The 24,436-nt window shown below is 69.2% G+C and carries 24 protein-coding genes; 6 read left to right on the top strand and 18 right to left on the bottom strand.

The window, feature by feature from the left end; genetic code table 11:
• Positions 1–59: 59 nt before the first annotated feature.
• The 3 genes from NS331_RS07710 to guaB all read right to left on the bottom strand — a co-directional run bounded on the left by NS331_RS07710 (position 60) and on the right by guaB (position 2,373).
• Complete coding sequence (locus NS331_RS07710; RefSeq protein ID WP_153012779.1) at positions 60–476, bottom strand: type II toxin-antitoxin system VapC family toxin; 417 nt, start codon at positions 474–476, stop codon at positions 60–62.
• Entirely contained in the window at positions 463–807 is a 345-nt protein-coding gene (locus NS331_RS07715) for a type II toxin-antitoxin system Phd/YefM family antitoxin (RefSeq protein ID WP_058641423.1), read from the bottom strand. Before NS331_RS07715 ends, NS331_RS07710 begins: the two co-directional genes overlap by 14 nt.
• 99 nt (positions 808–906) lie before the next feature.
• Positions 907–2,373 carry an IMP dehydrogenase gene (gene guaB / locus NS331_RS07720; RefSeq protein ID WP_058641424.1) on the bottom strand — a complete coding sequence of 489 codons (1,467 nt, stop codon included), beginning with the start codon at positions 2,371–2,373 and terminating at the stop codon, positions 907–909.
• Between the two features lie 60 nt (positions 2,374–2,433).
• Here guaB and NS331_RS07725 point away from each other — a divergent pair, with 60 nt between their 5' ends.
• Positions 2,434–2,934 (top strand): DUF4124 domain-containing protein, encoded by a 501-nt coding sequence (locus tag NS331_RS07725; protein ID WP_058641425.1) that lies wholly within the window; start codon positions 2,434–2,436, stop codon positions 2,932–2,934.
• Between the two features lie 107 nt (positions 2,935–3,041).
• Here NS331_RS07725 and NS331_RS07730 read toward each other — a convergent pair whose 3' ends face one another.
• Together NS331_RS07730 and NS331_RS07735 are read right to left on the bottom strand one after the other, a co-directional pair.
• A complete protein-coding gene (locus tag NS331_RS07730) occupies positions 3,042–3,371 on the bottom strand; it encodes an RnfH family protein (protein ID WP_058641426.1) in 330 nt (109 codons plus the stop codon).
• Entirely contained in the window at positions 3,368–3,826 is a 459-nt protein-coding gene (locus NS331_RS07735) for a type II toxin-antitoxin system RatA family toxin (RefSeq protein ID WP_058641427.1), read from the bottom strand. Before NS331_RS07735 ends, NS331_RS07730 begins: the two co-directional genes overlap by 4 nt.
• Before the next feature lie 62 nt (positions 3,827–3,888).
• Between NS331_RS07735 and smpB the strand changes: the two genes are divergently transcribed.
• Positions 3,889–4,368 (top strand): SsrA-binding protein SmpB, encoded by a 480-nt coding sequence (gene smpB / locus NS331_RS07740; RefSeq protein WP_058641428.1) that lies wholly within the window; start codon positions 3,889–3,891, stop codon positions 4,366–4,368.
• Positions 4,369–4,566: 198 nt separating this feature from the next.
• Positions 4,567–4,959, top strand: a complete 393-nt coding sequence (locus tag NS331_RS07745; RefSeq protein ID WP_058641567.1) for a COG4315 family predicted lipoprotein — start codon at positions 4,567–4,569, stop codon at positions 4,957–4,959.
• Positions 4,960–5,075: 116 nt separating this feature from the next.
• On the opposite strand, the gene NS331_RS07750 is transcribed toward NS331_RS07745, so the two are convergent.
• The 12 genes from NS331_RS07750 to NS331_RS07805 form a co-directional block, all read right to left on the bottom strand.
• Positions 5,076–6,014, bottom strand: a complete 939-nt coding sequence (locus NS331_RS07750; protein WP_345940341.1) for a DMT family transporter — start codon at positions 6,012–6,014, stop codon at positions 5,076–5,078.
• A complete protein-coding gene (typA, locus tag NS331_RS07755) occupies positions 5,983–7,809 on the bottom strand; it encodes a translational GTPase TypA (protein ID WP_058641429.1) in 1,827 nt (608 codons plus the stop codon). The genes NS331_RS07750 and typA overlap by 32 nt, the downstream gene beginning before the upstream one ends.
• Positions 7,806–8,798 carry a tRNA pseudouridine(55) synthase TruB gene (truB, locus tag NS331_RS07760; protein WP_058641430.1) on the bottom strand — a complete coding sequence of 331 codons (993 nt, stop codon included), beginning with the start codon at positions 8,796–8,798 and terminating at the stop codon, positions 7,806–7,808. The genes typA and truB overlap by 4 nt, the downstream gene beginning before the upstream one ends.
• Positions 8,799–8,802: 4 nt before the next feature.
• Positions 8,803–9,174 (bottom strand): 30S ribosome-binding factor RbfA, encoded by a 372-nt coding sequence (gene rbfA, locus NS331_RS07765; RefSeq protein WP_017760210.1) that lies wholly within the window; start codon positions 9,172–9,174, stop codon positions 8,803–8,805.
• Between the two features lie 23 nt (positions 9,175–9,197).
• Positions 9,198–12,191, bottom strand: a complete 2,994-nt coding sequence (infB, locus tag NS331_RS07770; RefSeq protein WP_058641431.1) for a translation initiation factor IF-2 — start codon at positions 12,189–12,191, stop codon at positions 9,198–9,200.
• Positions 12,192–12,214: 23 nt separating this feature from the next.
• Entirely contained in the window at positions 12,215–13,702 is a 1,488-nt protein-coding gene (gene nusA / locus NS331_RS07775) for a transcription termination factor NusA (protein WP_058641432.1), read from the bottom strand.
• Between the two features lie 25 nt (positions 13,703–13,727).
• Complete coding sequence (gene rimP / locus NS331_RS07780; protein ID WP_058641433.1) at positions 13,728–14,339, bottom strand: ribosome maturation factor RimP; 612 nt, start codon at positions 14,337–14,339, stop codon at positions 13,728–13,730.
• Positions 14,340–14,676: 337 nt separating this feature from the next.
• The gene (locus NS331_RS07785; protein ID WP_058641434.1) at positions 14,677–15,807 is read right to left on the bottom strand and encodes a YbfB/YjiJ family MFS transporter; all 1,131 of its coding nucleotides are present in this window, start codon (positions 15,805–15,807) and stop codon (positions 14,677–14,679) included.
• Positions 15,808–15,872: 65 nt separating this feature from the next.
• Positions 15,873–17,489, bottom strand: a complete 1,617-nt coding sequence (locus tag NS331_RS07790) for an ABC transporter ATP-binding protein (RefSeq protein WP_058641435.1) — start codon at positions 17,487–17,489, stop codon at positions 15,873–15,875.
• 3 nt (positions 17,490–17,492) lie between these two features.
• Positions 17,493–18,536 carry an ABC transporter permease gene (locus NS331_RS07795; RefSeq protein ID WP_058641436.1) on the bottom strand — a complete coding sequence of 348 codons (1,044 nt, stop codon included), beginning with the start codon at positions 18,534–18,536 and terminating at the stop codon, positions 17,493–17,495.
• A gap of 2 nt (positions 18,537–18,538) precedes the next feature.
• Positions 18,539–19,573 carry a microcin C ABC transporter permease YejB gene (locus NS331_RS07800; RefSeq protein ID WP_058641437.1) on the bottom strand — a complete coding sequence of 345 codons (1,035 nt, stop codon included), beginning with the start codon at positions 19,571–19,573 and terminating at the stop codon, positions 18,539–18,541.
• Positions 19,574–19,579: 6 nt separating this feature from the next.
• Positions 19,580–21,376 carry an extracellular solute-binding protein gene (locus NS331_RS07805; RefSeq protein ID WP_058641438.1) on the bottom strand — a complete coding sequence of 599 codons (1,797 nt, stop codon included), beginning with the start codon at positions 21,374–21,376 and terminating at the stop codon, positions 19,580–19,582.
• Positions 21,377–21,413: 37 nt separating this feature from the next.
• Here NS331_RS07805 and fabI point away from each other — a divergent pair, with 37 nt between their 5' ends.
• The 3 genes from fabI (at position 21,414) to NS331_RS07820 (ending at position 23,499) form a co-directional block, all read left to right on the top strand.
• Positions 21,414–22,208, top strand: coding sequence for an enoyl-ACP reductase FabI (fabI, locus tag NS331_RS07810; protein ID WP_058641439.1), 795 nt, complete (start codon positions 21,414–21,416; stop codon positions 22,206–22,208).
• A 26-nt stretch (positions 22,209–22,234) separates the two neighbouring features.
• Positions 22,235–23,071 carry a DNA ligase gene (locus tag NS331_RS07815; RefSeq protein WP_058641440.1) on the top strand — a complete coding sequence of 279 codons (837 nt, stop codon included), beginning with the start codon at positions 22,235–22,237 and terminating at the stop codon, positions 23,069–23,071.
• 71 nt (positions 23,072–23,142) lie between these two features.
• A complete protein-coding gene (locus NS331_RS07820; protein WP_242873687.1) occupies positions 23,143–23,499 on the top strand; it encodes a YbaN family protein in 357 nt (118 codons plus the stop codon).
• A 40-nt stretch (positions 23,500–23,539) separates the two neighbouring features.
• On the opposite strand, the gene phnX is transcribed toward NS331_RS07820, so the two are convergent.
• Positions 23,540–24,358 (bottom strand): phosphonoacetaldehyde hydrolase, encoded by an 819-nt coding sequence (phnX, locus tag NS331_RS07825; RefSeq protein WP_058641442.1) that lies wholly within the window; start codon positions 24,356–24,358, stop codon positions 23,540–23,542.
• Positions 24,359–24,436 lie beyond the last annotated feature (78 nt).

A 24,436-nucleotide genomic window follows, 5' to 3' on the forward strand; every position in this document is an offset into this window, starting at 1 on the left:
TCAGAGGCTGGGCGTTGGTTGCCGTGCGAGGCGGGCGTGGGCGAGCGACGCTCGGGCGCTCACTGCAGGTCCGTGATCAGGGGATGGTCCAGCTGGACACAGGCGCGGCACAGCGCCGGGTCCATCGTGACCAGCGGCGCCTTGAGGTCGACGGCCAGCTTGAGGTAGGCCGCGTCGTGCGGGCCGAGCTGCATCGACTGCGCCCAGGTCCAGAACTCCAGCGGCGAGATGCGCATGGGCGCCAGCGCCACCGGCAGCCGGCTCAGCAGCCGCAGCACGTGCTGGTGGACGGCGGTCGTGAAACGGCCGGTGGCGAGGGCACAGCCGGTGGCCTGCAGCACGTCGAGCGGGAAGGTGGCGGCGCTGGTCGCACTCTCTTCCTCCGTCATGACGCGGATCAGCGCCTGCGACACACGGTCGCTGCCCTCGGCCGGGAAGGCCCAGCGGGTGAAGGCCGAGGCGTCAATGACCAGCATCGGCATCCTTGCGCGTGTTCATCGCTGCTGCGTCGGCGCCGCCCCAGGCAGCCGTGCGCGACACCTGCGCGGCCTGATGCTGATGCCACAGCAGGTCGAAACCGACACCCTGCCCCGCGGCCGTCGCGGCCACCTTGGCGCGTAGGGCCTGCAGTTCAGCCACGATGGCCTGGCGGCGGGCCTCGATGCTCGGCTGCACAGACTCGGGCTCCTTGATGAGCCGGATCACCCGCTTGCCGTGGCGCGTCAGCACGACCTCCTCGCCGTTCTCGACGGCGCGGATCAGTTCGGAGAGCTGACTCTTGGCCTGGTGGATCGGAACGGTGTGCATGGCGGCGAATCTGGTCCATCTATGGAGAATTTGGACCATATTCTAGGCCAAAAATGAAAAAGGGCCAGAACAATCTGGCCCTTTCCCTCGAGAACTGGATCACTCTGCCCGGTAGTTCGGCGCTTCCTTGGTGATCTGCACGTCGTGCACGTGGCTTTCGCGGATGCCAGCGGCCGTGATCTCCACGAACTCGGCGTTCGACTTCATCTCGTCGATGGTGGCGCAGCCGCAGTAGCCCATCGAGGCGCGCAGGCCGCCGGCCATCTGGTAGACGATGGAGACCATCGAGCCCTTGTACGGCACACGCCCTTCGATGCCCTCGGGCACCAGCTTGTCGGCGTTCGGGTTGCCCGTGGTCGACTCCTGGAAGTAGCGGTCCGCACTGCCCTGCTGCATGGCGCCGATGGAGCCCATGCCGCGGTAGCTCTTGTAGCTGCGGCCCTGGTACAGGATCACCTCGCCCGGCGCCTCTTCGGTGCCGGCGAACATGCCGCCCATCATCACGGTGCTGGCACCGGCGGCGATGGCCTTGGCGATGTCGCCCGAGTAGCGGATGCCGCCGTCGGCGATCAGCGGAATGCTGTCGCCCAGCGCCGTCGCCACGCTGTCGATGGCCATGATCTGCGGCACGCCCACACCGGCCACGATACGGGTGGTGCAGATCGAGCCGGGGCCGATGCCGACCTTGACCGCATCCGCGCCCGCGTCGGCCAGCGCCATGGCGGCGGCACCAGTGGCGATGTTGCCGCCGATCACGTCGACCTGCGGATAGTTCTGCTTGACCCAGCGCACGCGGTCGATCACGCCCTTGCTGTGGCCGTGGGCGGTGTCGACCACGATGGCGTCCACGCCGGCCTTGACCAGCGCCTCGACCCGCTCTTCGGTGCCGTCGCCCACGCCCACCGCCGCGCCCACACGCAGCCGGCCGGAGCCGTCACGCGCGGCATTCGGAAAACTGGTCTGCTTGGTGATGTCCTTGACGGTGATCAGGCCCTTGAGCACGAACTCGTCGTCGACCACCAGCAGGCGCTCCAGCTTGTGCTTGTTGAGCAGGGCCTTGGCCTCCAGCGGCGAGGTGCCTTCGCCCACGGTGATCAGCTTGGCACGCGGCGTCATGATCTCGGTCACTGGCACGTCGTAGCGCGTCTCGAAGCGCAGGTCGCGGCCGGTGACGATGCCGACGACCTTGCCGCCGTCGATCACCGGGAAGCCCGAGATGCCCAGCTCTTCCGACAGCTGCAGCACCTGCAGCACCGTGTGCTGGGGCGTGATGACGACGGGGTCGCGCAGCACGCCGGATTCGTAGCGCTTGACCTTCGCCACCTCGGCCGCCTGCTGCTGGGCCGTGAGGTTCTTGTGCACGATGCCGATGCCGCCTTCCTGGGCGATGGCGATCGCCAGGCGGGCTTCGGTCACGGTGTCCATCGCGGCCGAGACCAGGGGCAGGTTCAGCGCGATGTTGCGGGAAAGGCGGGTCTTGAGGGAGGCGTCCTTGGGCAGGACCTGGGAGAACGCAGGCACCAGCAACACGTCGTCGAAGGTGAGCGCTTTGCCGAGAAGGCGCATGGTGGAAGCTCCAAAAGACGGATTGTAACGAGGCGCCACTGCAGCCACTACACTGGCCGGATGAGACCCGCACTCTGCGTCATGGTGGCCCTGCTGGCGCTGCCGCTGGCTGCCCAGGCCCAATGGCAATGGATCGACGGCAACGGCCGCAAGGTCTTCAGCGACCGCGCACCGCCGCCCGAAGTGCCCGAGCGCAACATCCTGGCCCGTCCGCCGGGCGGCACGCCCCCACCGATGGTCACGCCCTCCACCGACGCCGGCCGCGCTCCGGCACCTGCCGCGGCCGCCTCGGCGCCCCGCGTGGACAAGGCGCTGGAAGAACGCACCCGGCAGGCCGAGCAGGCGGAAAAAGCCAAGCGTGCGGAGGAAGAGCAGAAGCTCGCCCGCGCCAAGCAGGAGAACTGCAGCCGTGCGCGCCAGGGGCTGGCCACGCTGGACAGCGGCATGCGCATCGCCCGCGTCAACAGCCAGGGCGAGCGCGAAGTGATGGACGACGCCGCGCGGGCCGCCGAGCAGCGCCGGCTGCAGTCCGTCGTGCAGAGCGACTGCGCGGCGCGTTGAACGGGCGGGGGCATGGCCCCTTCGATGCTGGATGTGCCAGGGGCCCGAGCCCAGGTCAGATCATTTCTTGCCGACCGTCGTGCCAAGCCCGGCACGACGCCCCGCCCTCAGTAGCCTGCCTTCGCGCCCTGCCGCCGCCGCGCGAACAGCCCCGCGGTGCGCGACCCCTGCCGCTGGAAACGCTCCCGGCGCGCCACCTTCGGATCGACCAGCAGCGGCCGGCACAGCTCCACCCGGTCGCCATTGCGCAGCGGAGCGCGCCAATCGGCCGCACGGCCCCAGATGCCCGGCGTGCTGCCCACTTGCCATTCGGGCCACTGGTGAACGACGTCCGCCGCCATGACCGCGTCTTCGAGCGATGCGCCATCGGGCAGACGCACCACCTGCTCGACCACCTGCCGCGCCGCCGCCGACCAGCAGACCACCACCTCGATCATGCGGCCGGACCGCCTTCGCCGTAGACCTGCTCGGCGCGCTTGACGAAGGCCTCCACCAGCGTCGAGGCGATCTTGTCGAACACCGGTCCCACCAGCGCCTGGAGCGCGAAGTTGTCGAAACCGTAGTTCAGGTCGAGCGTGACGCGGCAGGCGCGTTCGCCTTCCTGGCCCACGGGCGCGAACTTCCAGACGCCTTCCAGCTGCGAGAACGGCCCCTTCACCAGCTTCAGCCGCACCTCGCGGCCGGCCACATGGGTGTTGCGGGTGGTGAAGCTCTGGCGTATGCCGCTGAAGGCCAGGCCCACTTCGGCGGTCATGCCGGCCTCGTCCTGCTCGAGGACCTGGGCCCGGTCGCACCACGGCAGGAACTCCGGGTAGCGGGCCACATCGGTCACCAGGTCATACATCTCGGTGGCGCTGTACCAGATCAGGACGGACTTATGGACACTTTTCATAGAATCTGCACGTGTGTGCGGGCCGATTGTAGGAATGCCATGCGCCCCCATCTGGAATCCACATGGCCAACAAAAAGCAGGACAACTCCAACGCCCGCATCGCCGACAACAAGAAGGCGGCATTCAACTATTTCTTCGAGGAACGCTACGAGGCGGGCATGGTCCTCGAAGGCTGGGAAGTCAAGGCGCTGCGCGAAGGCAAGGTGCAGCTGACCGACGGCTACGTGATGATCCGCGACGGCGAGATGTTCATCGTCGGCTGCCAGATCAACCCGCTGAAGAGCGCGTCCACGCACGTCAACCCCGACGCCATCCGCACCAAGAAGCTGCTGCTGCACAAGGAAGAGATCCGGCGCCTGACCGGCAAGGTCGAGCAGAAGGGCTACACGCTGGTGCCGCTCAACCTGCACTGGAAGGCGGGCAAGGTCAAATGCGACATCGCCCTGGCCAAGGGCAAGGCCGAGCACGACAAGCGCGACACCATCAAGGACCGCGAAGGCAAGCGCGAGGTCGAGCGGGCACTCAAGACCCATAACCGGTGAACCGGTCCACGACGGGGTGACCCCGCTCGGTCGGCCGCTGACGCTGCCCGATCTGGCCTTTTGACGCCATCCCCGGGTCGGAAGGCAGGCCTTGGCCAACGCTGCGGAATTCGCCCTGCGCCTACGTGCTCGGCGCTGTCCCTCTTCCTACACTCCCATGGCTGTCTTTCGTTCAACCAGGAGAACCGCATGATTGCCATGAAGAAGACCCCCCTGATCGGCGTGCCCGCCCTCGCCCTGGCCGCGCTGCTGGCCGGCTGCGCCACGACATCCGCGCCCGACACGCCCACGCGCACCGTCGACGGCGTGCTGATCGGCCCGAACGGCAAGACGCTCTACACCTTCGCCCGCGACGCGCAGAACAGCGGCAAGTCGATGTGCAACGGCCAATGCGCCACCAACTGGCCGCCGCTGATGGCCCCGGCCGATCCCAAGCCCATGGGCGGCTACACCATCGTGATGCGCGATGACGGCAGCAAGCAGTGGGCCTACAACGGCTGGCCGCTCTACTACTGGTCCAAGGATGCCAAGCCCGGCGACCGCACCGGCGAAGGCATGCTCAACGGCGCCTGGAAGGTCGCCCGTCCGTAAACCGGATCCGGCAGGTGCCCAGGGCCGTCTTTTCAGGAGGCCCTGACGCCAAGAAGCACGAAGGGGGCATGACGCCCCCTTTTGCTTGGCACCGGCCTAAGCCGTGACGCCGCGCCTCAACGGGCAACGCGCGCCCCGCGCCAACCCAGCCACTCGTTGGCCACCAGCGCGCCGATCACCAGCAGGCCGCCGCTGAACACCGTCGGTGCCGGCACCTCGCCCGCACCGAACCAGGCCAGGGCGATGCCGAACAGCACCTCCAGCAGGGCCAGCAGCGCCACCTCGGGCGCCTTGAGCACGCCCGCCACCACCATCGACAACATGCAGGGAATGGCGAGCTGGAACACGCCCAGGAAGCCCAGCAGCGCAAGGTCGCGTCCGCTTGCCGTGAACGGCCAGGCCAGCGGCAGCGTGCAGGCGGCCGACACGGCCGCGCCGATCAGCACCGCAGGCAGCAGGTCGACGTCGGCCCCGCCGGCATGCGCCTGCTGCACGTTGGTCCAGTGGCAGGCGCCGGCAACGGGCACGCACAGCGCCACCAGCGTGCCCGCCAATGCGCCCTGGTCGCCGATCTGCGCCCCGTACATCCACGCGATGCCGGCGCCGGCGACGGCAATGGCAGCCCAGGTGCGCGGCGGCAGCCGATGGCCGATGAAAAGGCGCGCCGCCAGGGCCGCGAGCAGCGGCCCGATGGCCAGCGTGACCAGCACATTGGCCGTCGTGGTCAGCGTGAGCGCCACCATGAAGGCGGTGAACATCACGCTCCAGCAGGCGCCGGAAATCCAGAGGTGGCGCCCGCCCTCGCGCAGGCTGCGCCAGAGGCCCCGCCCCCCGCGCCAGGCACCGAGGATCAGTGCCATGGCCAGCAGCGTGAAGAAGCTCCGCCAGAAGGTGACCTCGAAGCTGGCGGCCCGCTCCAGCTGCCGGGTGACGACGCCGGCCGTCGCCCACATGAGCGTGACCAGCACCATCAATGCGACGGCGCGGCCATGCGTCAGGCCGCGCCGCGCCGGGCGCGCGGGATCAGGCTTCGCGGCTGGCGCGCTTGCGCTCATGTTCCTTCAGGAAGCGCTTGCGCAGGCGGATGCTCTTGGGCGTGATCTCGACCAGTTCGTCGTCCTCGATGAACTCGACGCCGTATTCCAGCGTGAGGTCGATCGGGGGCGTGATCTTGATCGCGTCTTCCTTGCCGGACACGCGGAAGTTCGTCAGCTGCTTGGTGCGCGTGGCGTTGACCACCAGGTCGTTGTCGCGGCTGTGGATGCCGACGATCATGCCTTCGTACACCGGATCGTTCGCCTTCACGAACATGCGGCCACGATCATCCAGCTTGCCCAGGGCGTAGGTGAAGATCTCGCCGTCGTCCATGGAGATCAGCACGCCGTTCTTGCGGCCGCCGATGTCGCCCTTGTGCGGCTCGTAGCTGTCGAAGATGTTGCTGATGAGGCCGGAGCCGCGCGTCAGGTTCAGGAACTCGTTGGTGAAGCCGATCAGGCCACGCGCCGGAATGCGGTACTCCAGGCGCACGCGGCCGCGGCCGTCCGGTTCCATGTTGACCAGCTCGCCCTTGCGCTCGCCCAGGGCCTGCATCACGCCGCCCTGGTGGCCTTCCTCGATGTCGGCCGTCACCAGCTCGATGGGCTCGTGCTTTTCGCCGTCGACGGTGCGGAACACCACGCGCGGCTTGGACACGGCCATCTCGTAGCCTTCGCGGCGCATGTTCTCCAGCAGGATGGTCAGGTGCAGTTCGCCACGGCCCATGACCTCGAACACACCTTCCTCGTCCGTCTCGTTCACGCGCAGCGCGACGTTGTGCTGCAGTTCCTTCTGCAGGCGGTCCCAGATCTGGCGGCTGGTCACGAACTTGCCTTCGCGGCCGGCCAGCGGGCTGGTATTCACGCAGAAGTTCATGGTCAGGGTGGGCTCGTCCACCTTGAGCATGGGCAGCGGCATGGGGTTGGCCGGGTCGGTCACCGTGACGCCGATGCCGATGTCGGCAATGCCGTTGATCAGCACGATGTCGCCGGGGCCGGCTTCGGTGGCCTGCACGCGGTCCAGGCCCTGGAAGGTCAGCACCTGGTTGACGCGGCCCTTGTAGCTTTTGCCGTCCGGGCCTTCGCACACCAGCACGTCCTGCATGGGCTTGAGCGTGCCCTGGCTGATGCGGCCGACGCCGATGCGGCCGACGAAGGTGGAGAAGTCCAGCGCCGAGATCTGCAGCTGCAGCGGCGCCGCGGGGTCACCCGTCTGCGAGGGCACGTGCTTGAGCACGGTGTCGAACAGGGCCGACATGTCGGGGCCCCACTGCTCGCCCGGCGCGCCTTCTTCGAGCGAGGACCAGCCGTTGATGCCCGAGGCGTACACCACCGGGAAGTCCAGCTGCTCGTCGGTCGCGCCCAGCTTGTCGAACAGGTCGAAGGCGGCGTTCACCACCTTGTCGGGGTTGGCACCGGGCTTGTCCACCTTGTTGACCACGACGATGGGCTTCAGGCCCAGCGCCAGCGCCTTCTTGGTCACGAAGCGCGTCTGCGGCATCGGGCCTTCCTGCGCATCGATCAGCAGCAGCACGCCGTCCACCATGGACAGCGCCCGCTCCACCTCGCCGCCGAAGTCCGCGTGGCCGGGGGTGTCGACGATGTTGATGTGGGTGCCCTTCCAGCTCACGGCGCAGTTCTTGGCCAGGATGGTGATGCCCCGCTCTTTTTCGATGGCGTTGTTGTCCATCACCGTGTCGACCACCTTCTCGTGGTCGGCGAAGGTGCCGGACTGGCGCAGCAGCTGGTCCACCATGGTGGTCTTGCCGTGGTCGACGTGGGCGATGATGGCGATGTTGCGGATCTGTCGGGTCATGGTGTCGTTACCTCCTGCGAGGCCTCCGGGGACTTTGATTGGGTTTGCAATAGGGTTTGCTGGATTTCGGTCGGGCTCAGCAGTCGGCCCGGGATCAGTTCGCCGGCCTTCGCATGGGCCGAGCCCAGGAAGGCGCGCGGCCTGGCGCCGAAGACGGCCACCGCCTCGGCATCGGCCCAGCTGCCGCGCCGGCGCATGCCGGACAGGAAGCGCCCGGCATCCTCCGGGCCCAGCGTGACGGGCACGTGGCCGTCCACCAGCACCTCGGTGGGCAGCAGCGCCGAAACGCGCTGCGCCTCGTCCATCGCTTCCAGCGCCTGCAGCGACACGCATTGCGGCGCCTCGAACGGCCCGGTGCGCGTGCGGCGCAGGGCCGTCAGGTGGCCGCCGCAGCCCAGCGCCGCGCCGATGTCGGCGCCGAGCGTGCGGATGTAGGTGCCCTTGGAACACTGCACCGCCAGGCGAAGGAAGGGCTCCGGCCCGTCCAGCTGCAGCGCGAGCAGCGTCAGCGCATGGATCACGACCGCGCGCGGCTCGCGCTCCAGCACGATGCCTTCGCGGGCGTATTCGTACAGCGCCTTGCCGTCCTTCTTGAGCGCACTGTGCATGGGCGGCACCTGCGAGATCGGCCCGCGAAAGCGCGCCAGCACCGCATGCACCTGCTCGGGCGTGCAGTCGACCGGCCGCTCGCCGGTCACCTCGCCCTCCGCGTCGCAGGTGCTGGTCGTGCGGCCCAGGCGGACCGTGGTCTCGTAGCACTTGTCGGCGTCCAGGTGCAGCTGGCTGAACTTGGTCGCGGCGCCGAAGCACAGCGGCAGCACGCCGGTCGCGAGCGGATCCAGCGTGCCAGTGTGGCCGGCCTTCTCGGCGCGCAGCAGCCACTTGGCCTTCTGCAACGCCTGGTTGCTGGACAGGCCCAGCGGCTTGTCGAGCAGCAACACCCCATGCACAGGGCGCCGCTGCACCCTGACACGGGATGGCGACGTCATCGGTCTACTCGTCTTTCGAGCGCGAGGACACCGCCTTGGCGATCAAGGCGTTCATGTCCGCCGCACGCTCGGTGGTGCGGTCGAACACGAAATGCAGCGTCGGCACCGTGTGGATGTGCAGCCGCTTGAACAGGCCGTTGCGCAGGAAGCCGGCGGCCTGGTTCAGGGCCTCCTGCGTCTCCTGCGGATCGCCCACCAGCAGGCTGAAGAAGACCTTCGCATGGGCATAGTCGGGCGTGACCTCGACGGCCTGCAGGGTGACCATGCCCACGCGCGGATCCTTCAGCTCGCGGGCGATCAGCTCCGACAGATCGCGCTGGATCTGGTCCGCGACCTTGAAGCCGCGGTTGGGGACGGATGACTTCTTCGCTGGCATGGCGTGGGACCTCTGGCCGGCGCTTACAGCGTCCGGGCGATTTCCTTGATCTCGAAGAGCTCCAGCTGATCACCCTCGCGGATGTCGTTGTAGTTCTTGAGCTTGATACCGCACTCGAAGCCTTCGCGCACTTCCTTGACGTCGTCCTTCATGCGCTTGAGCGAATCGAGCTCGCCGGTGTAGATCACCACGTTGTCGCGCAGCAGGCGGAAATGGGCGTCGCGCTTGACCACGCCGTCCAGCACGTACGAGCCGGCCACCGTGCCGATCTTCGTGGCCACGAACACCGTGCGGATCTCGGCATGACCGATGATCTCTTCGCGGCGCTCGGGCGCCAGCATGCCGGCCATCGCCGTCTTCAGCTCGTCCACGGCGTCGTAGATGATGCTGTAGTACTTGATGTCCACGCCGTTGCCTTCGGCCAGCTTGCGCGCACCGGAATCGGCCCGCACGTTGAAGCCGATGACGATGCCCTTGGAGGCGATCGCCAGGTTGACGTCCGACTCGCTGATGCCGCCGACGCCGGCGTACACCACCTGCACCCGCACCTCTTCGTTGCTCAGCTTGAGCAGCGACTGCGACAGCGCTTCCTGCGAGCCCTGCACGTCCGCCTTGATGATGATCGGCAGCGTCTTGACCTCGCCCGCCGTCATCTCGGAGAACATGTTCTCCAGCTTGGCGGCCTGCTGCTTGGCCAGCTTGGTGTTGCGGAACTTGCCGGCACGGTAGGTGGCGATCTCGCGCGCACGGCGCTCGTCGACCATCACCATGAAATCGTCGCCGGCCTGCGGCACCTCGGTCAGGCCCTGGATCTCCACCGGGATGGAGGGACCGGCCGACTTGGTGTTCTTGCCGTCTTCGTCGGTCATGGCGCGGACGCGGCCGAAGGTCGCACCGGCCAGCACCACGTCGCCCACCTTGAGCGTGCCCGACTGCACCAGCACCGTGGCCACCGGGCCGCGGCCCTTGTCCAGCTGGGCTTCGATGACCAGGCCCTTGGCGGCGGCATCCACCGGCGCCTTCAGTTCCAGCACTTCGGCCTGCAGCAGTACCTGCTCCAGCAGTTCGTCGATGCCCTTGCCCGTCTTCGCCGAGACCTCGACGAAAGGCGAGTCGCCGCCGAATTCTTCGGGCACCACCTCTTCGGCCACCAGCTCGCTGCGCACGCGCTCGGAATTGGCGTCGGGCTTGTCGATCTTGTTGATCGCGACCACGATCGGCACCTTCGCCGCCTTGGCGTGCTTGATGGCTTCCTTGGTCTGGGGCATGACGCCGTCGTCCGCCGCCACCACCAGGATGACGATGTCGGTCGCCTGCGCACCGCGGGCCCGCATGGCCGTGAAGGCCTCGTGGCCCGGGGTGTCCAGGAAGGAGATCATGCCGCGCGGCGTTTCGACGTGGTAGGCGCCGATGTGCTGCGTGATGCCGCCGGCCTCGCCCGCCGCCACCTTGGTGGTGCGGATGCGGTCCAGCAGCGAGGTCTTGCCGTGGTCGACGTGGCCCATGACGGTGACCACGGGTGCGCGCGGCAGGGCATCGGCCGCTGCGGCCTGCACTTCTTCCTCGGTGAACGCTTCGGGATCGTCCAGCGCGGCCACGACGGCCTTGTGGCCCATTTCCTCGACGAGGATCATGGCCGTGTCCTGGTCCAGCGACTGGTTGATGGTCGCCATCTGGCCCAGCTTCATCAGCTGCTTGATCACCTCGGAGGCCTTGATGGCCATCTTGTGCGCCAGCTCGGAGACGGTGATCGTCTCGGGCACGTGCACTTCGAGGATGCGCTGCTCGGCCGGTGCCGATTGCTGCTGCGCATCGTCGCGGTCGTTGCCGCCACGGCGGCTGCGGGGCCCGCTGCGCCAGTTGTTGCGGCCCACGCCGCCGCTGGCATCGCCGCGGGTCTTGATTTCCTTCTTCTTGGCGTTGTCGTTCGCCCAGCTGGAGGACAGCTTGGCCGATTTGACTTCCTTGCCAGGACCTGCGGGTGCCGCGGCCGGAGCACCGGCGGCGCCGGCCGGACGTGTGCCCGTGCCGGTGGCCGGCTTGTGCAGCGTGCCCTTGACGGCGGGCTTGGCCTCGACCGGCTTCGGCTCTTCCTTCTTGGCGACGAGCACGCGCTTGGGCGCGTTCATCATCTGGCGGATGGCCTCGGCCTCGGCCAGGGCCTTGCGGCGGCGCTCGTCCAGGTCGCGGGCACGGGCGGCCTCGGCATCGGCGGCGGCCTTGGATTCGGCGGCGGCCTTGGCGCGGGCTTCTTCCTTGGCGTCCTCGCGGGCCTTCTCGGCCGCGGCGCGGTCGGCGGCCACCTTGTCGGCGCTGGCCTTGGCGGCGGCGGCGGCATCGGCTTCGGCCTGGGCGCGGGCGGTGGGCGACGAGGCCACGCGGGCCTGGTGGGCGGCGGCGTTCAGCGCGGCGGCTTCGGCGCGGGCGCGCTCGGCCTGCACCTCGCGGTCGCGGCGGGTGCGGTCGACGGCGTCGACCGCATCGGCCTTGGCGCGGGCGGCGGCCTCTTCGGCGTCTTCGCGCGCCTGGCGTTCGCGCTCGGCGGCCTCGGCCGCTTCACGCTCGGCGCGCTGGCGGGCGAGTTCTTCTTCTTGACGGCGCAGCGCCTCGGCGGCCTGGCGCGCCTCTTCCTCGCGGCGGGCCAGCTCGGCCGCGCGGCGGGCGAGTTCGGCCTCTTCCTCCTCGCGGGCGGCGGCGTTGTCGGCCGGGGCGTCGTCGCGCTGCATGAAGGTGCGCTTCTTGCGCACCTCCACCTGGATCGTGCGCGCACGGCCCAGGGCGTCGGCCTGCTTGATCTCGCTGGTCGACTTCTTGGTCAGCGTGATCTTCTTGCGCTCGGCGGGCGCGGCAGTGCCATGGCTCGCCTTGAGGTGGCTGAGCAGGCGCTGCTTGTCGCCCTCGGTGAGGGCATCCGAAGCGGCAGACTTGGCCACGCCGGCGCTGCGGAGTTGGTCAAGCAAGGTTTCGGGCGTCTTCTTGAGTTCCTGTGCGAACTCTGCAACGGTGGTGCTGGACATAGGATCTGGTGCCTCCCATCACATCACTCTTGTGCGCCGTCGAACCAGTGTTCGCGCGCCTTGAGGATGAGGGACTTTGCTTCGTCGGCGGTCTGGCCGGTGATTTCGGTGAGTTCATCGACGGCGAGGTCGGCCAGGTCGTCGCGGGTGTGGATGCCGGCTTCCGCCAGCTTGCCGATCAGTTCGGGCGTCAGGCCTTCCAGGTCGCGCAGGTTCTGCGACACGGCCTCCACCTTCTCCTCGCGGGCGATCTCCATCGTGAGCAGCACGTCCTTGGCACGGGCGCGCAGTTCGTTGACGGTGTCTTCGTCGAAGGCCTCGATCTCGAGCATCTCGGCGATGGGCACGTACGCCACCTCTTCCAGGCTGGAGAAGCCTTCCTGGATCAGGATGTCGGCGATCTCCTCGTCCACGTCCAGCTTCTCCATGAAGAGCTGGCGCGTGACGGCGCTTTCCTCGGCCTGCTTCTGCGCCGACTCGTTCGCGTCCATGATGTTGATCTTCCAGCCCGTGAGCTCGGAAGCGAGCCGCACGTTCTGGCCGCCGCGGCCGATGGCGATGGCGAGGTTTTCCTCGTCCACCACCACGTCCATGGCGTGCTTCTCTTCGTCGACGACGATGGACTGCACGTTGGCCGGGGCCAGCGCGCCGATGACGAACTGGGCCGGATCGTCCGACCACAGCACGATGTCCACGCGCTCGCCGGCGAGCTCGTTGGTCACGGCGTTGACGCGCGTGCCGCGCACGCCGACGCAGGTACCGATGGGGTCGACGCGCTTGTCGTGGCTCAGCACGGCGATCTTGGCGCGGCTGCCGGGGTCGCGGGCGCAGCTCTTGATCTCGAGCAGCCCCTGTTCGATCTCGGGCACTTCGTTGCGGAAGAGCTCGATCATGAACTCCGGCGCCGAGCGGGACAGGATGATCGGCGCGCCGCGCAGCGTCAGGTCGACCTCCATGATCATGGCCCGCACGCGGTCGCCGTTGCGCAGGTTCTCCTTGGGGATCATCTCGCTGCGGCGCAGGCGGCCTTCCACGCGGCCGGACTCGACGATGATGTCGCCCTTGTCCATGCGCTTGACCGTGCCGGTGAAGATCTTCTCGCCGCGCGACATGAAGTCGTTGAGCAGCATCTCGCGCTCGGCGTCGCGGATCTTCTGCAGGATGACCTGCTTGGCGGCCATGGCGCCGATGCGGCCGATGGGCAGCGACTCGACGGGTTCCTCGATGTACTCGTCCACCTGGACGTCGGGCACGTCTTCCTTGGCTTCGAACAGCAGGATTTCCTGGTCGGGCAGTTGCAGGCCGGCCTCGTCGGGCACGACGTGCCAGCGACGGAAGGTTTCATAGGCGCCGGTGTCCCGGTCGATGGCCACACGGATGTCCACATCGCCCGGATACAGCTTCTTGGTCGCCTGAGCCAGGGCGGATTCCACGGCGGCGAAGACGACGTCGCGCTCGACGTTCTTCTCGCGCGAGATCGCATCCACCAGCATCAACATTTCGCGATTCATTCGATGACCCTACTGTTCGTTCTTGTCACTGCGGCGTCGCCGCGCCGCTCCTGGGCTTGCGGCCCTTGAAATCCACGATGGGGGCGAGGCGCGCCTCGCGCAGCTCGTCCAGGGTGAAGCCCAGCGCCTGCAGCGTGGCAGGCGGGCGCTTCTTGCTGACCTTCTGGCCCGGCTTGGCGGCGGGCTCGTCGCTCCAGACGATCTGCCAGCCGTGGCTGCCGTCCGCGGCCTCCACGCGCTCCAGCGTGCCGCGGAACTTCTTGCGGTTGGCGCTGACCTGGCCGGCGGCCGCTTCGCCCATGGGTGCCTTGAGCACGATGTCGATCACCTCGCCGGCGAAGCGCTCGAAGTCGCGCTCGTGCCGCAGCGGGCGGTCGATGCCAGGGGAGGACACCTCCAGCCGCTTGTAGTCGACGCCCTCGACTTCCAGCGCATACTGCAGCTGGCGCGTGACCTTCTCGCAGTCCTCGACGGTGACCAGTGCGTCATCGGCACCGTCGGCCGCGGGTCCGGCCCAGGGAAGGTCGATGGTGACGCGCAGCAGCCCGCCCGCCGAGCGTTCGATCTCGACCAGGTCGTAACCCAACCCAGACACCGTCTGGGTCACCGTTTTTTCCACCGTCTGCTGCAATGCCACCGGTCGCGTGCGTCCTTCTGTGCAAATCTGTTTCCGCTGCCCCAGAACCGAAGGCCTGCCGGACGGCGGGGCATCCGGCGGGCCTGCAAATGGAGTACCCGAGACAGCGGAGGAAAATGACAACCAAAAAAAACGGGCGGTAAGTACCCGCCCGTTTGGTCGTGAGCCTCCGATTATAGGGAATTTGCCACGCAAATGCATCTGCGCCGCGTGCGAATGTAGGCGGGCATCGGGAAAAGGCCTGTCATTCGCGCCAGGCCACGCGAATGCCGTGCCTGGTTTCCGGGGCATCACGGCAGGTCCTGCCGCGCAGTCGGCCCCGAATCGCCCGGTCGTCTCAGCCGGCCGTCGCGCGGCCCGGGGCGACCCGCCAGCGCCACACGAACAGCACCGCGCCGGTTGCCAGCGTCGCGGCGGCCACCAGCAGCGGCACCGCAAAACTGCCCGAGCGCTGCGCCACCGGCGCCGCAAACAGCGGGCCGACGATCTGGCCCAGCCCGTACGACGCGGTCGCATAGCCGATCAGTCCCGCCGCGGCATTGCCCCGAAGCCGCCGCGCCTCGCGCACCGCGAACAGCGTGATCGCCGTGAAAGGCAGCCCCAGCAGCAGGCTGCCGAGCGCGAAACCCGGAATGGACGGCCACACCACCGACAGCAGCACGCCCGCCGCCTGCATGGCATAAGCCGCTGCCAGCAGCAGCCGGTTGTCCCAATGCACGGGCGCCCTGCCCCCGATCAGCACGCCCGGCACCACGGCCAGGCCGAACAGCGGCCAGAACAGGTCCGGCCACGGCGAACCCGGCAGCGCCTGGCGCGCGATCACCGGCAGGAAGGTGGCGGTGATGATGTAGCCGAAGCCGGCCAGGCCGTAGCCGCCGATCAGCCAGCGCGCATCCGCATCCGGTGATGCGGCATTCGGAACGGGCGGGGCGGCCGCCGTCGGCGCCCCGGCGTCGCCATCGCCGAACAGCGACCACACCGCGGCGACGAGCGCGACGGCCAGCAGCCCGTAGGCGATCCACGCCCAGGCGGCGCCCCAGCGCCCGGCCGCGCCGCCCAGCAGGCCGGTGACGGCAATGCCGATGCCCGGGCCGGCGTAGATCACGCCGCCCAGCGCCGGCATGCCGCATTCCGCCAGCCGGCGCGCGCCCCAGCCCGAGGCGAAGACGAACACCCATGCACTGGCCAGGCCCGCCGCCGCGCGCAGCAGCCCCCAGGCCGCGAAACCGTGCAGCAGCCCCATGCCCAGCAGCAGCGCCGCGGTCGCCGCCAGCCCGCCGCGCACCATGGCGCGGGCCGGCACCCGCAGCCAGGCGCTGCTCAGCGCGCCGAGGAAGTAGCCCAGGTAGTTGAGCGAGGCCAGCACCCCGCCCTGCTGCAGGCCGATCTGCCCCTCGTGCAGCATGACCGGCAGCATGGGCGTGAAGGCGAAGCGGCCCAGGCCCATGGCGACCGACAGCGCGACCATGCAGGCCAGCGCCGCCCGCCAGCCCTGGGCGGCGTCCGAGCGTGCGTCGCCCCGTCCACGGCCGCTCACAGCGGCGGCACGGCCAGGGCCGCGGTCACGAGCTGGCGGGTGTAGGCCTCGCGCGGCGCCCCCAGCACCTGCTCGACGGGCCCGTGCTCGACGATGCGGCCGTCCTTCATCACCATCACGCGGTGGGCCATGGCTTGCACCACCTCGACGTCGTGGGTGATGAGCAGGTAGGCCAGGCCGTGCTCGCGCTGCAGGCGCTGCAGCAGGGCCAGCACCTGCTTCTGGATGGTGACGTCGAGTGCGCTGGTGGGTTCGTCCAGCACCAGCAGGCGCGGCTGCACGATCAGCGCACGGGCGATGGCGATGCGCTGGCGCTGGCCGCCGGAGAACTCGTGCGGATAGCGCGACAGCAGTTGCGGGAACTGCGCGTCGGTGAGGCCCACGTCGGCCAGCGTCTGCACCACGCGCGCCAGTTGCTCGGCCTCGGACAGCCCGGGGCTGTGCACCGCCAGGCCCTCGCCCACGATGCGCCCGACGGTCATGCGCGGCGAGAGCGAGGAGAACGGGTCCTGGAAGACCACCTGCACCTGCCGCCGCAGCGGCCGGTCGGCCGTCGCACCACCACGCCAGGCCTGGCCCGCGATGCGCATCTCGCCCGAGAAGGGCAGCAGGCCGAGCGCCGCCAGCGCGAGCGTGGACTTGCCGGAGCCCGACTCGCCCACCACGCCCAGCGTTTCGCCGGGCGCGATCCGCAGGTCGGCGTCCTGCACGGCGACGAAACGGTCACGGCCGAACCAGCCGCGGATGCCCGGACGCGGCACCGGGTAGCTGACGACGACGTCGCGCGCCGACAGCAGCGGTGCCTCGTCGCCGCCCGCGGGCGGCTCGGCCACGTGGCGCTCGGGCCGGCTGTCGATCAGCTTGCGGGTGTAGGCATGCTGCGGCGCGCCGAACACGGTCTGCACCGCGCCCTCCTCCACCAGGCGGCCGTGCTCCATGACGGCCACGCGGTCGGCGAAGCGGCGCACCAGGTTCAGGTCGTGGGTGATCATCAGCACTGCCATGCCGTAGCGCTGCTGCAGGCTGTCGAGCAGGTCGAGGATCTGCACGCGCAGCGTCACGTCCAGCGCGGTGGTCGGCTCGTCGGCCAGCAGCAGGCGCGGCTTGCAGGCCAGCGCCATGGCGATCATGGCGCGCTGCCGCTGGCCGCCGGAGAGCTGGTGCGGAAAGGCCCGCGCGCGGCGGGCCGGCTCCGGCACGCCCGTGTCGGCCAGCAACTGCACCGCGGCCTCGTGCGCGGCGCGGGCGTCCAGGCCCTCGTGCAGGCGCAGCACCTCGGCGATCTGGTCGCCGACCGGGTAGAGCGGGTTCAGGGCCGTCATCGGCTCCTGGAAGATCATGGCGATCTCGCGGCCCCGGATGGCGCGCAATTCGCGCTCAGGCAAGGCCAGCAGGTCGCGCGGCGGCTCGCCCGCCAGCCAGGCCTGCCCGCTCACCTGGGCATCGGGCACCAGCCGCAGCAGGCTGAGCGCCGTGACCGTCTTGCCCGAGCCGGACTCGCCCACCAGCGCCAGCTTCTCGCCGGGCGCCAGTTCGAAATCGACGCCATGCACCACCGGCTTGCCGCCGAAGGCGATGCGCAGGTCCTTCACACGCAGGAGAGCTTCGGCCATGGCTCAGGTCTTCCGCGGGTCCATGGCGTCGCGCAGCGCGTCGCCCATGAAGGTCAGCAGCATCAGCGTCACCACCAGCACGCCGAAGGTGGACAGCGAGATCCACCAGGCGTCGATGTTGGCCTTGCCCTGGTTGAGCAGTTCGCCCAGCGACGGCGTGCCCGGCGGCACGCCCAGCCCCAGGAAGTCGAGCGAGGTCAGTGCCAGGATGGCCGCGCTCATGCGGAAGGGCAGGAAGGTGACGACGGGCACCAGGCTGTTGGGCAGGATGTGGCGCCACATGATGGCCACGTTGCCCACGCCCAGGGCCCGGGCCGCGCGCACGTAGTCCATCTGCCGGTTGCGCAAAAACTCGGCCCGCACGTAGTCCGACAGCCCCATCCAGCCGAAGAGCGACAGCAGCACCAGCAGCAGCGCCACGCTGGGCGCGAAGATGGCGCTGAAGATGATCAGCAGGTACAGCTCGGGCATGGAGCCCCAGATCTCGATGAAGCGCTGGAAGGCCAGGTCGGTCCTGCCGCCGAAGAAGCCCTGGATGGCGCCGGTGACCACGCCCAGCACCACGCCGATGGCCGTGAGCGCCAGCGCGAACAGCACGCTCACCCGGAAGCCGTAGATCAGCTGCGCCAGCAGGTCGCGGCCGCGGTCGTCGGTGCCCAGCAGGTTCTCGGACGAGGGCGCCGCCGGGTTGGGCCGGCTGGCGAAGTAGTTGAGCGTGCGCGGGCCATAGGGATTGGGCGCGTAGATGGCCCAGTTGGCGCCCTGGGTGATGCGCTCGCGGATGAAGGGGTCGAGGTAGTCGGCCGGCGTCTCGAAGTCGCCGCCGAAGGTCTTCTCCGAATGGTCGGTCAGCACCGGGAAGTACAGCCGCCCCTCGTAGCGCACCACCAGCGGCCGGTCGGACGACAGCACCTCGGCGAACAGGCTCAGCACCACGAGCACGGTGAAGAGCACCAGGCTGACGAAGCCCAGCCGGTTGCGGCGGAAGCGCCGCCAGGCACGGCGGCCGGGCGACAGCGGGACGGAAGGCGCGGAGGGCTCGCTCATGCTCAATCGAACTTCACGCGCGGATCCACCCACACGTAGCACAGGTCGCTGATCAGCTTGGTCACCAGGCCGATCAGCGTGAAGAGGTAGAGCGTGCCCAGCACCACGGGATAGTCGCGGCGGATCACGCTCTCGTAGCTCAGCAGGCCCAGGCCGTCGAGCGAGAACAGCGTCTCGATCAGCAGCGAGCCGGTGAAGAAGGCGCCGATGAAGGCCGCCGGGAAGCCGGTGATGATGGGGATGAGCGCGTTGCGCATCACGTGCTTCCAGAGGATCTGCTTCTCGCGCAGACCCTTGGCGCGGGCCGTCAGCACGTACTGCTTGCGGATCTCCTCCAGAAAGGCGTTCTTGGTCAGCATGGCCGTCACGGCGAAGCTGCCGAGCACCATGGCCGTCACGGGCAGCACGATGTGCCACAGGTAGTCGACGATGCGCGCGCCCCACGACAGCTGCGCCCAGTTGGCCGACGTCAGCCCGCGCAGCGGGAACCACTGCAGCTGCCCGCCGAACACCACCAGCAGCGCGACGCCGAGCACGAAGCCGGGAATCGCATAGCCGATCAGCACGATGAGCGTGGTGACGAAGTCGAAGCGCGAGCCCGCCCGCACCGCCTTGGCCACGCCCAGCGGCACCGCGATCAGGTAGCTGATGAAGAAGGTCCACAGCCCCAGGCTGATCGAGACCGGCAGCTTCTCCTTCACCAGTTCCCACACGGCCTTGCGCTGGTAGAAGCTCTGGCCGAGGTCGAAGGTGGCGAAGGCCTTGAGCATCTGCCAGAAGCGCTCGACCGGCGGCTTGTCGAAGCCGTAGAGGGCGCGGATTTCGTTGACCTGCTGCGCACTCAGGCCCTGCCGGCCGCGGTAGGCGGAGCCGCCGGCCGACGGCCCTTCGCCGCCCGCGGCGCGGCCCTGCAACTGCGACACCATCTGCTCCACCGGCCCGCCAGGCACGAACTGGATGACGACGAAACTCACCAGCAGCACGCCGAACAGCGTCGGCACCATCAGCAGCAGGCGTTTGAGGATGTAGCTGCCCATGGCGCCTTATTTGTTGCGGGCCGACGGCCACCAGGTGGCGGCGGCCCAGGTGTCAGGCTCGTAGTACGGCGGGATGACCGGCGGCAGCACGAAGCCCGCCGGCCGGTAGCCGACCAGGAAAGAACTGCTGTACCACTGCGGAATGCCGTAGTAGCCGGTCGTGAGTATCCGGTCGAGTGCGCGCATGGCCGTGCCCAGCTGCTCGCGCGTGGTTGCGGCCAGCGCGTGCCGGATCAGCGCGTCCACCGCCGGATCCTTCAGGCCCCAGTAGTTGGCCGAGCCATGCGTGCCCGCCGCCTCCGAGCCGAAGTACTCCAGCAACTCGCTGCCGGGCGTGGTGCGTGCCGGGATGCGGATGCTGCCGAGCTCGAAATCGAAGTCGTCCATGCGTTGCTGGTAGAGCGCCCCGTCGACGTTGCGCACGGTCATCTGGATGCCCAGCTTGGCCATGGCGGCCTGCATGGGCAGCACCAGCCGCACGCCGGAGGGCTGGGCATTGAGGAACTCCACGGTGAAGGCCTCGCCCTTGGCGTTGCGCAGCGCCCCATCGCGGTAGGTCCAGCCGGCCTCGGCCAGCAGCGCGCGCGCCTTGCGCAGGTTCTCGCGCAGGCTGGACGGCGGCGCGGTGCTGGGCGATGCCGGCACGGGTCCGAAGACCTCGGGCCGCAGCTTGTCGCGCAGCGGCTCCAGCAGTGCCAGTTCGTCGGGGCCCGGCGCGCCCTTGGCCTGGAAGTCGCTGTTGGGAAACCAGCCCTGCACCCGCGTGTAGATGCCGTAGAACAGCTGGCGGTTGAGCCATTCGAAGTCCATCGTCAGGCCCAGCGCCTGTCGCACCCGCACGTCCTGGAACTTGGGATTGCGCAGGTTGAAGATGTAGCCCTGGTAGTCGCCCGGCGCGCCGCTCGGGAACACCTGCTTCTTGACCTCGCCGCTGTCGAAGGCCCGGCCGGTGTACTGACGCGCCCAGTTGCGCGAGATGAATTCACGCTTGAGGTCGTACTCGCCCGCCTTCAGGCCCTCGAAGCGGGCCGTGTCGTCGAGGTAGAGCTTGTAGGTGATGCGGTCGAAGTTGTACTGGCCGCGGCGCACGGGAAGGTCGCGGCCCCAGTAGTTCTTGTCGCGCACATAGGTAATGTCACGCCCCAGGCGCGCGCTGGACGGCTGGTAAGGCCCCGAGCCGATGGGCAGCTCGGTGATGACCTGGTCGAAGGGCTTGCCCTTGCCCCAGCGCGGGCTGAAGACCGGGATGCCGCCGGCCAGAAGCGGCAGTTCGCGGCTGTCCGAATCGAAGTCGAAGCGCACCGTGCGCTCGCCCACCGCCTTGACGCTGCGGATGCCGGCCAGCAACGTGCGGAACTGCGGCGATGCCTGCTTGCTGATGAGCGTGCGCCAGGAATAGACCACGTCTTCGGCCAGAACGGGCTGCCCATCGCTGAAGCGCGCCTCGGGCCGCAGGCGGAACACGGCCGAGCGATGGTCCGGCGCCACCTCCACGTCCTCGGCCAGCAGACCGTAGGCCGTGGACGGCTCCTCGAGATTGCCGATGAGCAGCGATTCGAAGACCAGGTCCGTGAGGCCCGCAGGCGCCGTGCCCTTGAGGGTGAAAGGATTGAACTTGTCGAACTGCGTGACGGCAATGGGCGGCACCAGCCGGATCTCGCCACCCTTGGGCGCGTCCGGATTGACGTAGTCGAAGTGGGTGAAGCCCGCCGGGTACTTGATGTCGCCGAACTGGGCATAGGCGTGCGCACCCCAGGCGGGCAGCGCCGCAACCAGAAGGGCCGGGAGCAGCCAGAGTCGCATGCGAGAATTCTGCCCAAGTTTTTCTCAAGGCAGACCCATGGGCTTTCTCAGCGGCAAGAAACTTCTGATCACCGGCGTCCTCTCCAACCGTTCCATCGCCTACGGCATTGCCAAGGCCTGCCATGCGCAAGGGGCCGAACTGGCCTTCAGCTACGTGGGCGAGCGCTTCAAGGACCGCATCACCGAGTTCGCTGCCGACTTCGATTCCAAGCTGGTCTTCGACTGCGACGTGGGCGACGACGCCCAGATTGCCAAACTCTTCGAAGACCTGTCGCAGACCTGGCCCAGGTTCGACGGCTTCGTGCACAGCATCGGCTTCGCGCCGCGCGAGGCCATCGCCGGCGACTTCCTCGAAGGCCTGTCGCGCGAGGCCTTCAAGATCGCGCACGACATCAGCGCCTACAGCTTCCCGGCCATGGCCAAGGCGGCCCTGCCCTACCTCAACGACCAGGCCGCGCTGCTCACGCTGACCTACCTGGGCGCCGTGCGCGTGGTGCCCAACTACAACACCATGGGCCTGGCCAAGGCCAGCCTCGAAGCCTCGGTGCGCTACCTGGCCGGCTCGCTGGGCCCGAAGGGCGTGCGCGTCAACGGCATCAGTGCCGGCCCCATCAAGACGCTGGCCGCCAGCGGCATCAAGGGCTTCGGCAAGCTGCTGCCCGCCGTGGCGGCCGTGTCGCCCATCCGCCGCAACGTGACCATCGACGACGTGGGCAACGTCGCGGCCTTCCTGCTGTCCGACCTCGCCGGCGGCGTGACCGCCGAGATCACCTACGTGGACGGCGGCTTCAGCAACGTGGTCGGCGGCATCGACGAGCCGGCCGAAGGCTGACCCGGCCGCCGGTCCACGGCCCATCGATGCAGCGCCGCGCATTCCTGCTGACGGCGTTCGCGGCGACGCTGGCCGCGCCGGCATGGAGCGCACCGCCCGCCCTGATGCTGGCGGAGGTGTGGCGCCCGGGCATGCCGCTCGCCGGCTACTGGGTCAGCGAAAAGTACGACGGCGTACGCGGCTACTGGGACGGCCGCGCGCTCTGGACGCGCGGCGGCGAGCGCATCTTCGCGCCCGCCTGGTTCACCGCCAACTGGCCCGCCGTGCCCATGGATGGCGAACTGTGGGCCGGGCGCGGACGCTTCGAGCAGGCGTCGGGCGCCGTCCGCAGCCAGGTGCCCGATGACACCGAATGGCGGGGCCTGCGCTTCATGGTCTTCGACCTGCCCCGCCAGGGCGGCGACTTCGACCAGCGCCTGGCCGCGCTGCAGCGCCTGCTTCCCGTGCCCGATGCACCCTGGCTGCAGGCCGTGCCGCAGGAACGGGCCACCACGCCGGCGGCCCTGCGGCAGCGGCTGAACGCGGTGGTGCACGCCGGCGGCGAGGGCCTGATGCTGCACCGGGGCGCCTCGCTCTACGGCGCGGGGCGCAGCGCCGACCTGCTCAAGGTCAAGCCCTACGACGATGCGGAGGCCGTGGTGCTGGCCCATCTGCCCGGCCGGGGCCGCCACCAGGGGCGCATGGGCGCGCTGCAGGTGCGCACGCCACAGGGCGTGGTGTTCCGCCTCGGCGGCGGCTTCACCGACGCGCAGCGCGACGACCCGCCGCCGGTGGGCAGCACCGTCACCTACCGCTACAACGGCTTCAGCGCGCAGGGCGTGCCGCGCTTCGCCCGCTTCCTGCGGGTGCGCGAGGAGCGCTGAGCGTCGTGCAGTCGCCGCCGCCCCTTCCGCCTTCCGAGTCCGATCCGGCGAGCCCACGGCCGCTGCGCGGCTTGGCACGCTGGCTGATGATGGCGCTGGCGGTCGTCGCCCTGGTGCTCGCGGTCGCAGGGGTGATCCTGCCCGGCCTGCCCACCACGCCCTTCGTGCTGCTGGCGGCCTGGGCGGCGGCGCGGAGCTCGCCGCGCCTGGCGGGTTGGCTCGAAGCGCACCGGCTCTTCGGCCCGCTGATCCGCAACTGGCGCAGCGGCGGGCGGGTCAGCCGGCGCGCCAAACGCAGCGCGGCCGCCGCGATGGCGGTGTGTGCGGTGCTGCTGCTGTGGCTGTCGCCTTCGCGCTGGGGCGCCGCGGCCGGCATCGTCGCCATGGCCTGCGTGCTGGTGTGGCTCTGGCGTCGGCCGGAGCCCTGAAGCCCCTGCCGGCCGGTGCACCATCACCGGCGACGGCCATTCAGGCAGTCGGCCGCTCGCCCCGTGCCAGACGCGCGTCGATGTCGTCCAGCACCGGCATCAGGTCCGCCACGCTGTCGATCACGTAATGCGCGCCGGCCGCCTTCAGCTCTGCGGTGGCGCGTTCACGCACGGCCTGCTGCTCTACCGCGCCGAGCGCCTGCCAGTCGGCGAGGCTGAAACCCGCCGCATTGCCGCTGATGGCCAGGCCCACGGCCCAGGTGCCCGCATTCAAACCTTCCTGCACGCCCACGCCCGTGTCGTCCACCTTGACCACCGTGTGCGCCGGCCACACGCCCAGGTCGGCGAAGCAGCGGTACATCATGAGCGGCGAGGGCCGGCCGGCCGCCAGGTCGCCGGCGCAGACCAGGTTGTCCGGCACGTAGCCGCCCGCGGCGGCGATGCGGGTGACCACCTCCATGATCGGCCGGTTGTAGCCGGTGGTGGAACCGATGCGCAGGCCGCGCGCACGGGCCGCGGCCACGGCCGCCAGCGCGCCGGGAATGAAGTCGCAGAAGTCCGGCACCACGGCGGCATTCATCGGCGTGAACACCTCGTAGAGCTCGTCGATGTCGGCGCGCGTGAAGCCGCGGCCGAAGCGCTCGGCCCACTGGGCCGCGACGGCCGGCAGCTGGCTGAGCGCGTGGATGTGGTCCCACTTGGCCATGCCCATGGGGCCGCGGGCCTCGGCGATGCTCAGCGTGATGCCGTAGCGCTCGAAGAGCCGCACGAAGGCGCCCATCGGCGCGCGGGAGCCGAAGTCGATGATGGTGCCGGCCCAGTCGAAAACGACGGCCTGGAGTCGGGAGTGATCGGTCATGGCAAGCGAGGAATGACGAAACGGCGCGCGACGGCCGGTTGCGGATGAATCGAAGGAAGGGGCCACCGGCGTGCAGCC

Source organism: Pseudacidovorax intermedius (genome assembly GCF_001476815.1).
GTDB classification, from domain to species: domain Bacteria; phylum Pseudomonadota; class Gammaproteobacteria; order Burkholderiales; family Burkholderiaceae_C; genus Xenophilus; species Xenophilus intermedius_A.

Excerpts from the sequence above, each read along its gene's own strand:
- typA (WP_058641429.1), bottom strand. The coding sequence starts at position 7,809 with ATGACCCGACAGATCCGCAACATCGCCATCATCGCCCACGTCGACCAC.
- guaB (WP_058641424.1), bottom strand. The coding sequence starts at position 2,373 with ATGCGCCTTCTCGGCAAAGCGCTCACCTTCGACGACGTGTTGCTGGTG.
- NS331_RS07785 (WP_058641434.1), bottom strand. The coding sequence starts at position 15,807 with ATGGTCGCGCTGTCGGTCGCCATGGGCCTGGGCCGCTTCGCCTTCACG.
- NS331_RS07725 (WP_058641425.1), top strand. The coding sequence starts at position 2,434 with ATGAGACCCGCACTCTGCGTCATGGTGGCCCTGCTGGCGCTGCCGCTG.
- NS331_RS07805 (WP_058641438.1), bottom strand. The coding sequence starts at position 21,376 with ATGCGACTCTGGCTGCTCCCGGCCCTTCTGGTTGCGGCGCTGCCCGCC.
- NS331_RS07735 (WP_058641427.1), bottom strand. The coding sequence starts at position 3,826 with ATGAAAAGTGTCCATAAGTCCGTCCTGATCTGGTACAGCGCCACCGAG.
- infB (WP_058641431.1), bottom strand. The coding sequence starts at position 12,191 with ATGTCCAGCACCACCGTTGCAGAGTTCGCACAGGAACTCAAGAAGACG.
- NS331_RS07745 (WP_058641567.1), top strand. The coding sequence starts at position 4,567 with ATGAAGAAGACCCCCCTGATCGGCGTGCCCGCCCTCGCCCTGGCCGCG.
- smpB (WP_058641428.1), top strand. The coding sequence starts at position 3,889 with ATGGCCAACAAAAAGCAGGACAACTCCAACGCCCGCATCGCCGACAAC.
- NS331_RS07795 (WP_058641436.1), bottom strand. The coding sequence starts at position 18,536 with ATGAGCGAGCCCTCCGCGCCTTCCGTCCCGCTGTCGCCCGGCCGCCGT.
- nusA (WP_058641432.1), bottom strand. The coding sequence starts at position 13,702 with ATGAATCGCGAAATGTTGATGCTGGTGGATGCGATCTCGCGCGAGAAG.
- truB (WP_058641430.1), bottom strand. The coding sequence starts at position 8,798 with ATGACGTCGCCATCCCGTGTCAGGGTGCAGCGGCGCCCTGTGCATGGG.
- NS331_RS07750 (WP_345940341.1), bottom strand. The coding sequence starts at position 6,014 with ATGAGCGCAAGCGCGCCAGCCGCGAAGCCTGATCCCGCGCGCCCGGCG.
- NS331_RS07730 (WP_058641426.1), bottom strand. The coding sequence starts at position 3,371 with ATGATCGAGGTGGTGGTCTGCTGGTCGGCGGCGGCGCGGCAGGTGGTC.
- fabI (WP_058641439.1), top strand. The coding sequence starts at position 21,414 with ATGGGCTTTCTCAGCGGCAAGAAACTTCTGATCACCGGCGTCCTCTCC.
- rbfA (WP_017760210.1), bottom strand. The coding sequence starts at position 9,174 with ATGCCAGCGAAGAAGTCATCCGTCCCCAACCGCGGCTTCAAGGTCGCG.
- NS331_RS07815 (WP_058641440.1), top strand. The coding sequence starts at position 22,235 with ATGCAGCGCCGCGCATTCCTGCTGACGGCGTTCGCGGCGACGCTGGCC.
- NS331_RS07800 (WP_058641437.1), bottom strand. The coding sequence starts at position 19,573 with ATGGGCAGCTACATCCTCAAACGCCTGCTGCTGATGGTGCCGACGCTG.
- NS331_RS07790 (WP_058641435.1), bottom strand. The coding sequence starts at position 17,489 with ATGGCCGAAGCTCTCCTGCGTGTGAAGGACCTGCGCATCGCCTTCGGC.
- NS331_RS07715 (WP_058641423.1), bottom strand. The coding sequence starts at position 807 with ATGCACACCGTTCCGATCCACCAGGCCAAGAGTCAGCTCTCCGAACTG.
- NS331_RS07710 (WP_153012779.1), bottom strand. The coding sequence starts at position 476 with ATGCTGGTCATTGACGCCTCGGCCTTCACCCGCTGGGCCTTCCCGGCC.
- phnX (WP_058641442.1), bottom strand. The coding sequence starts at position 24,358 with ATGACCGATCACTCCCGACTCCAGGCCGTCGTTTTCGACTGGGCCGGC.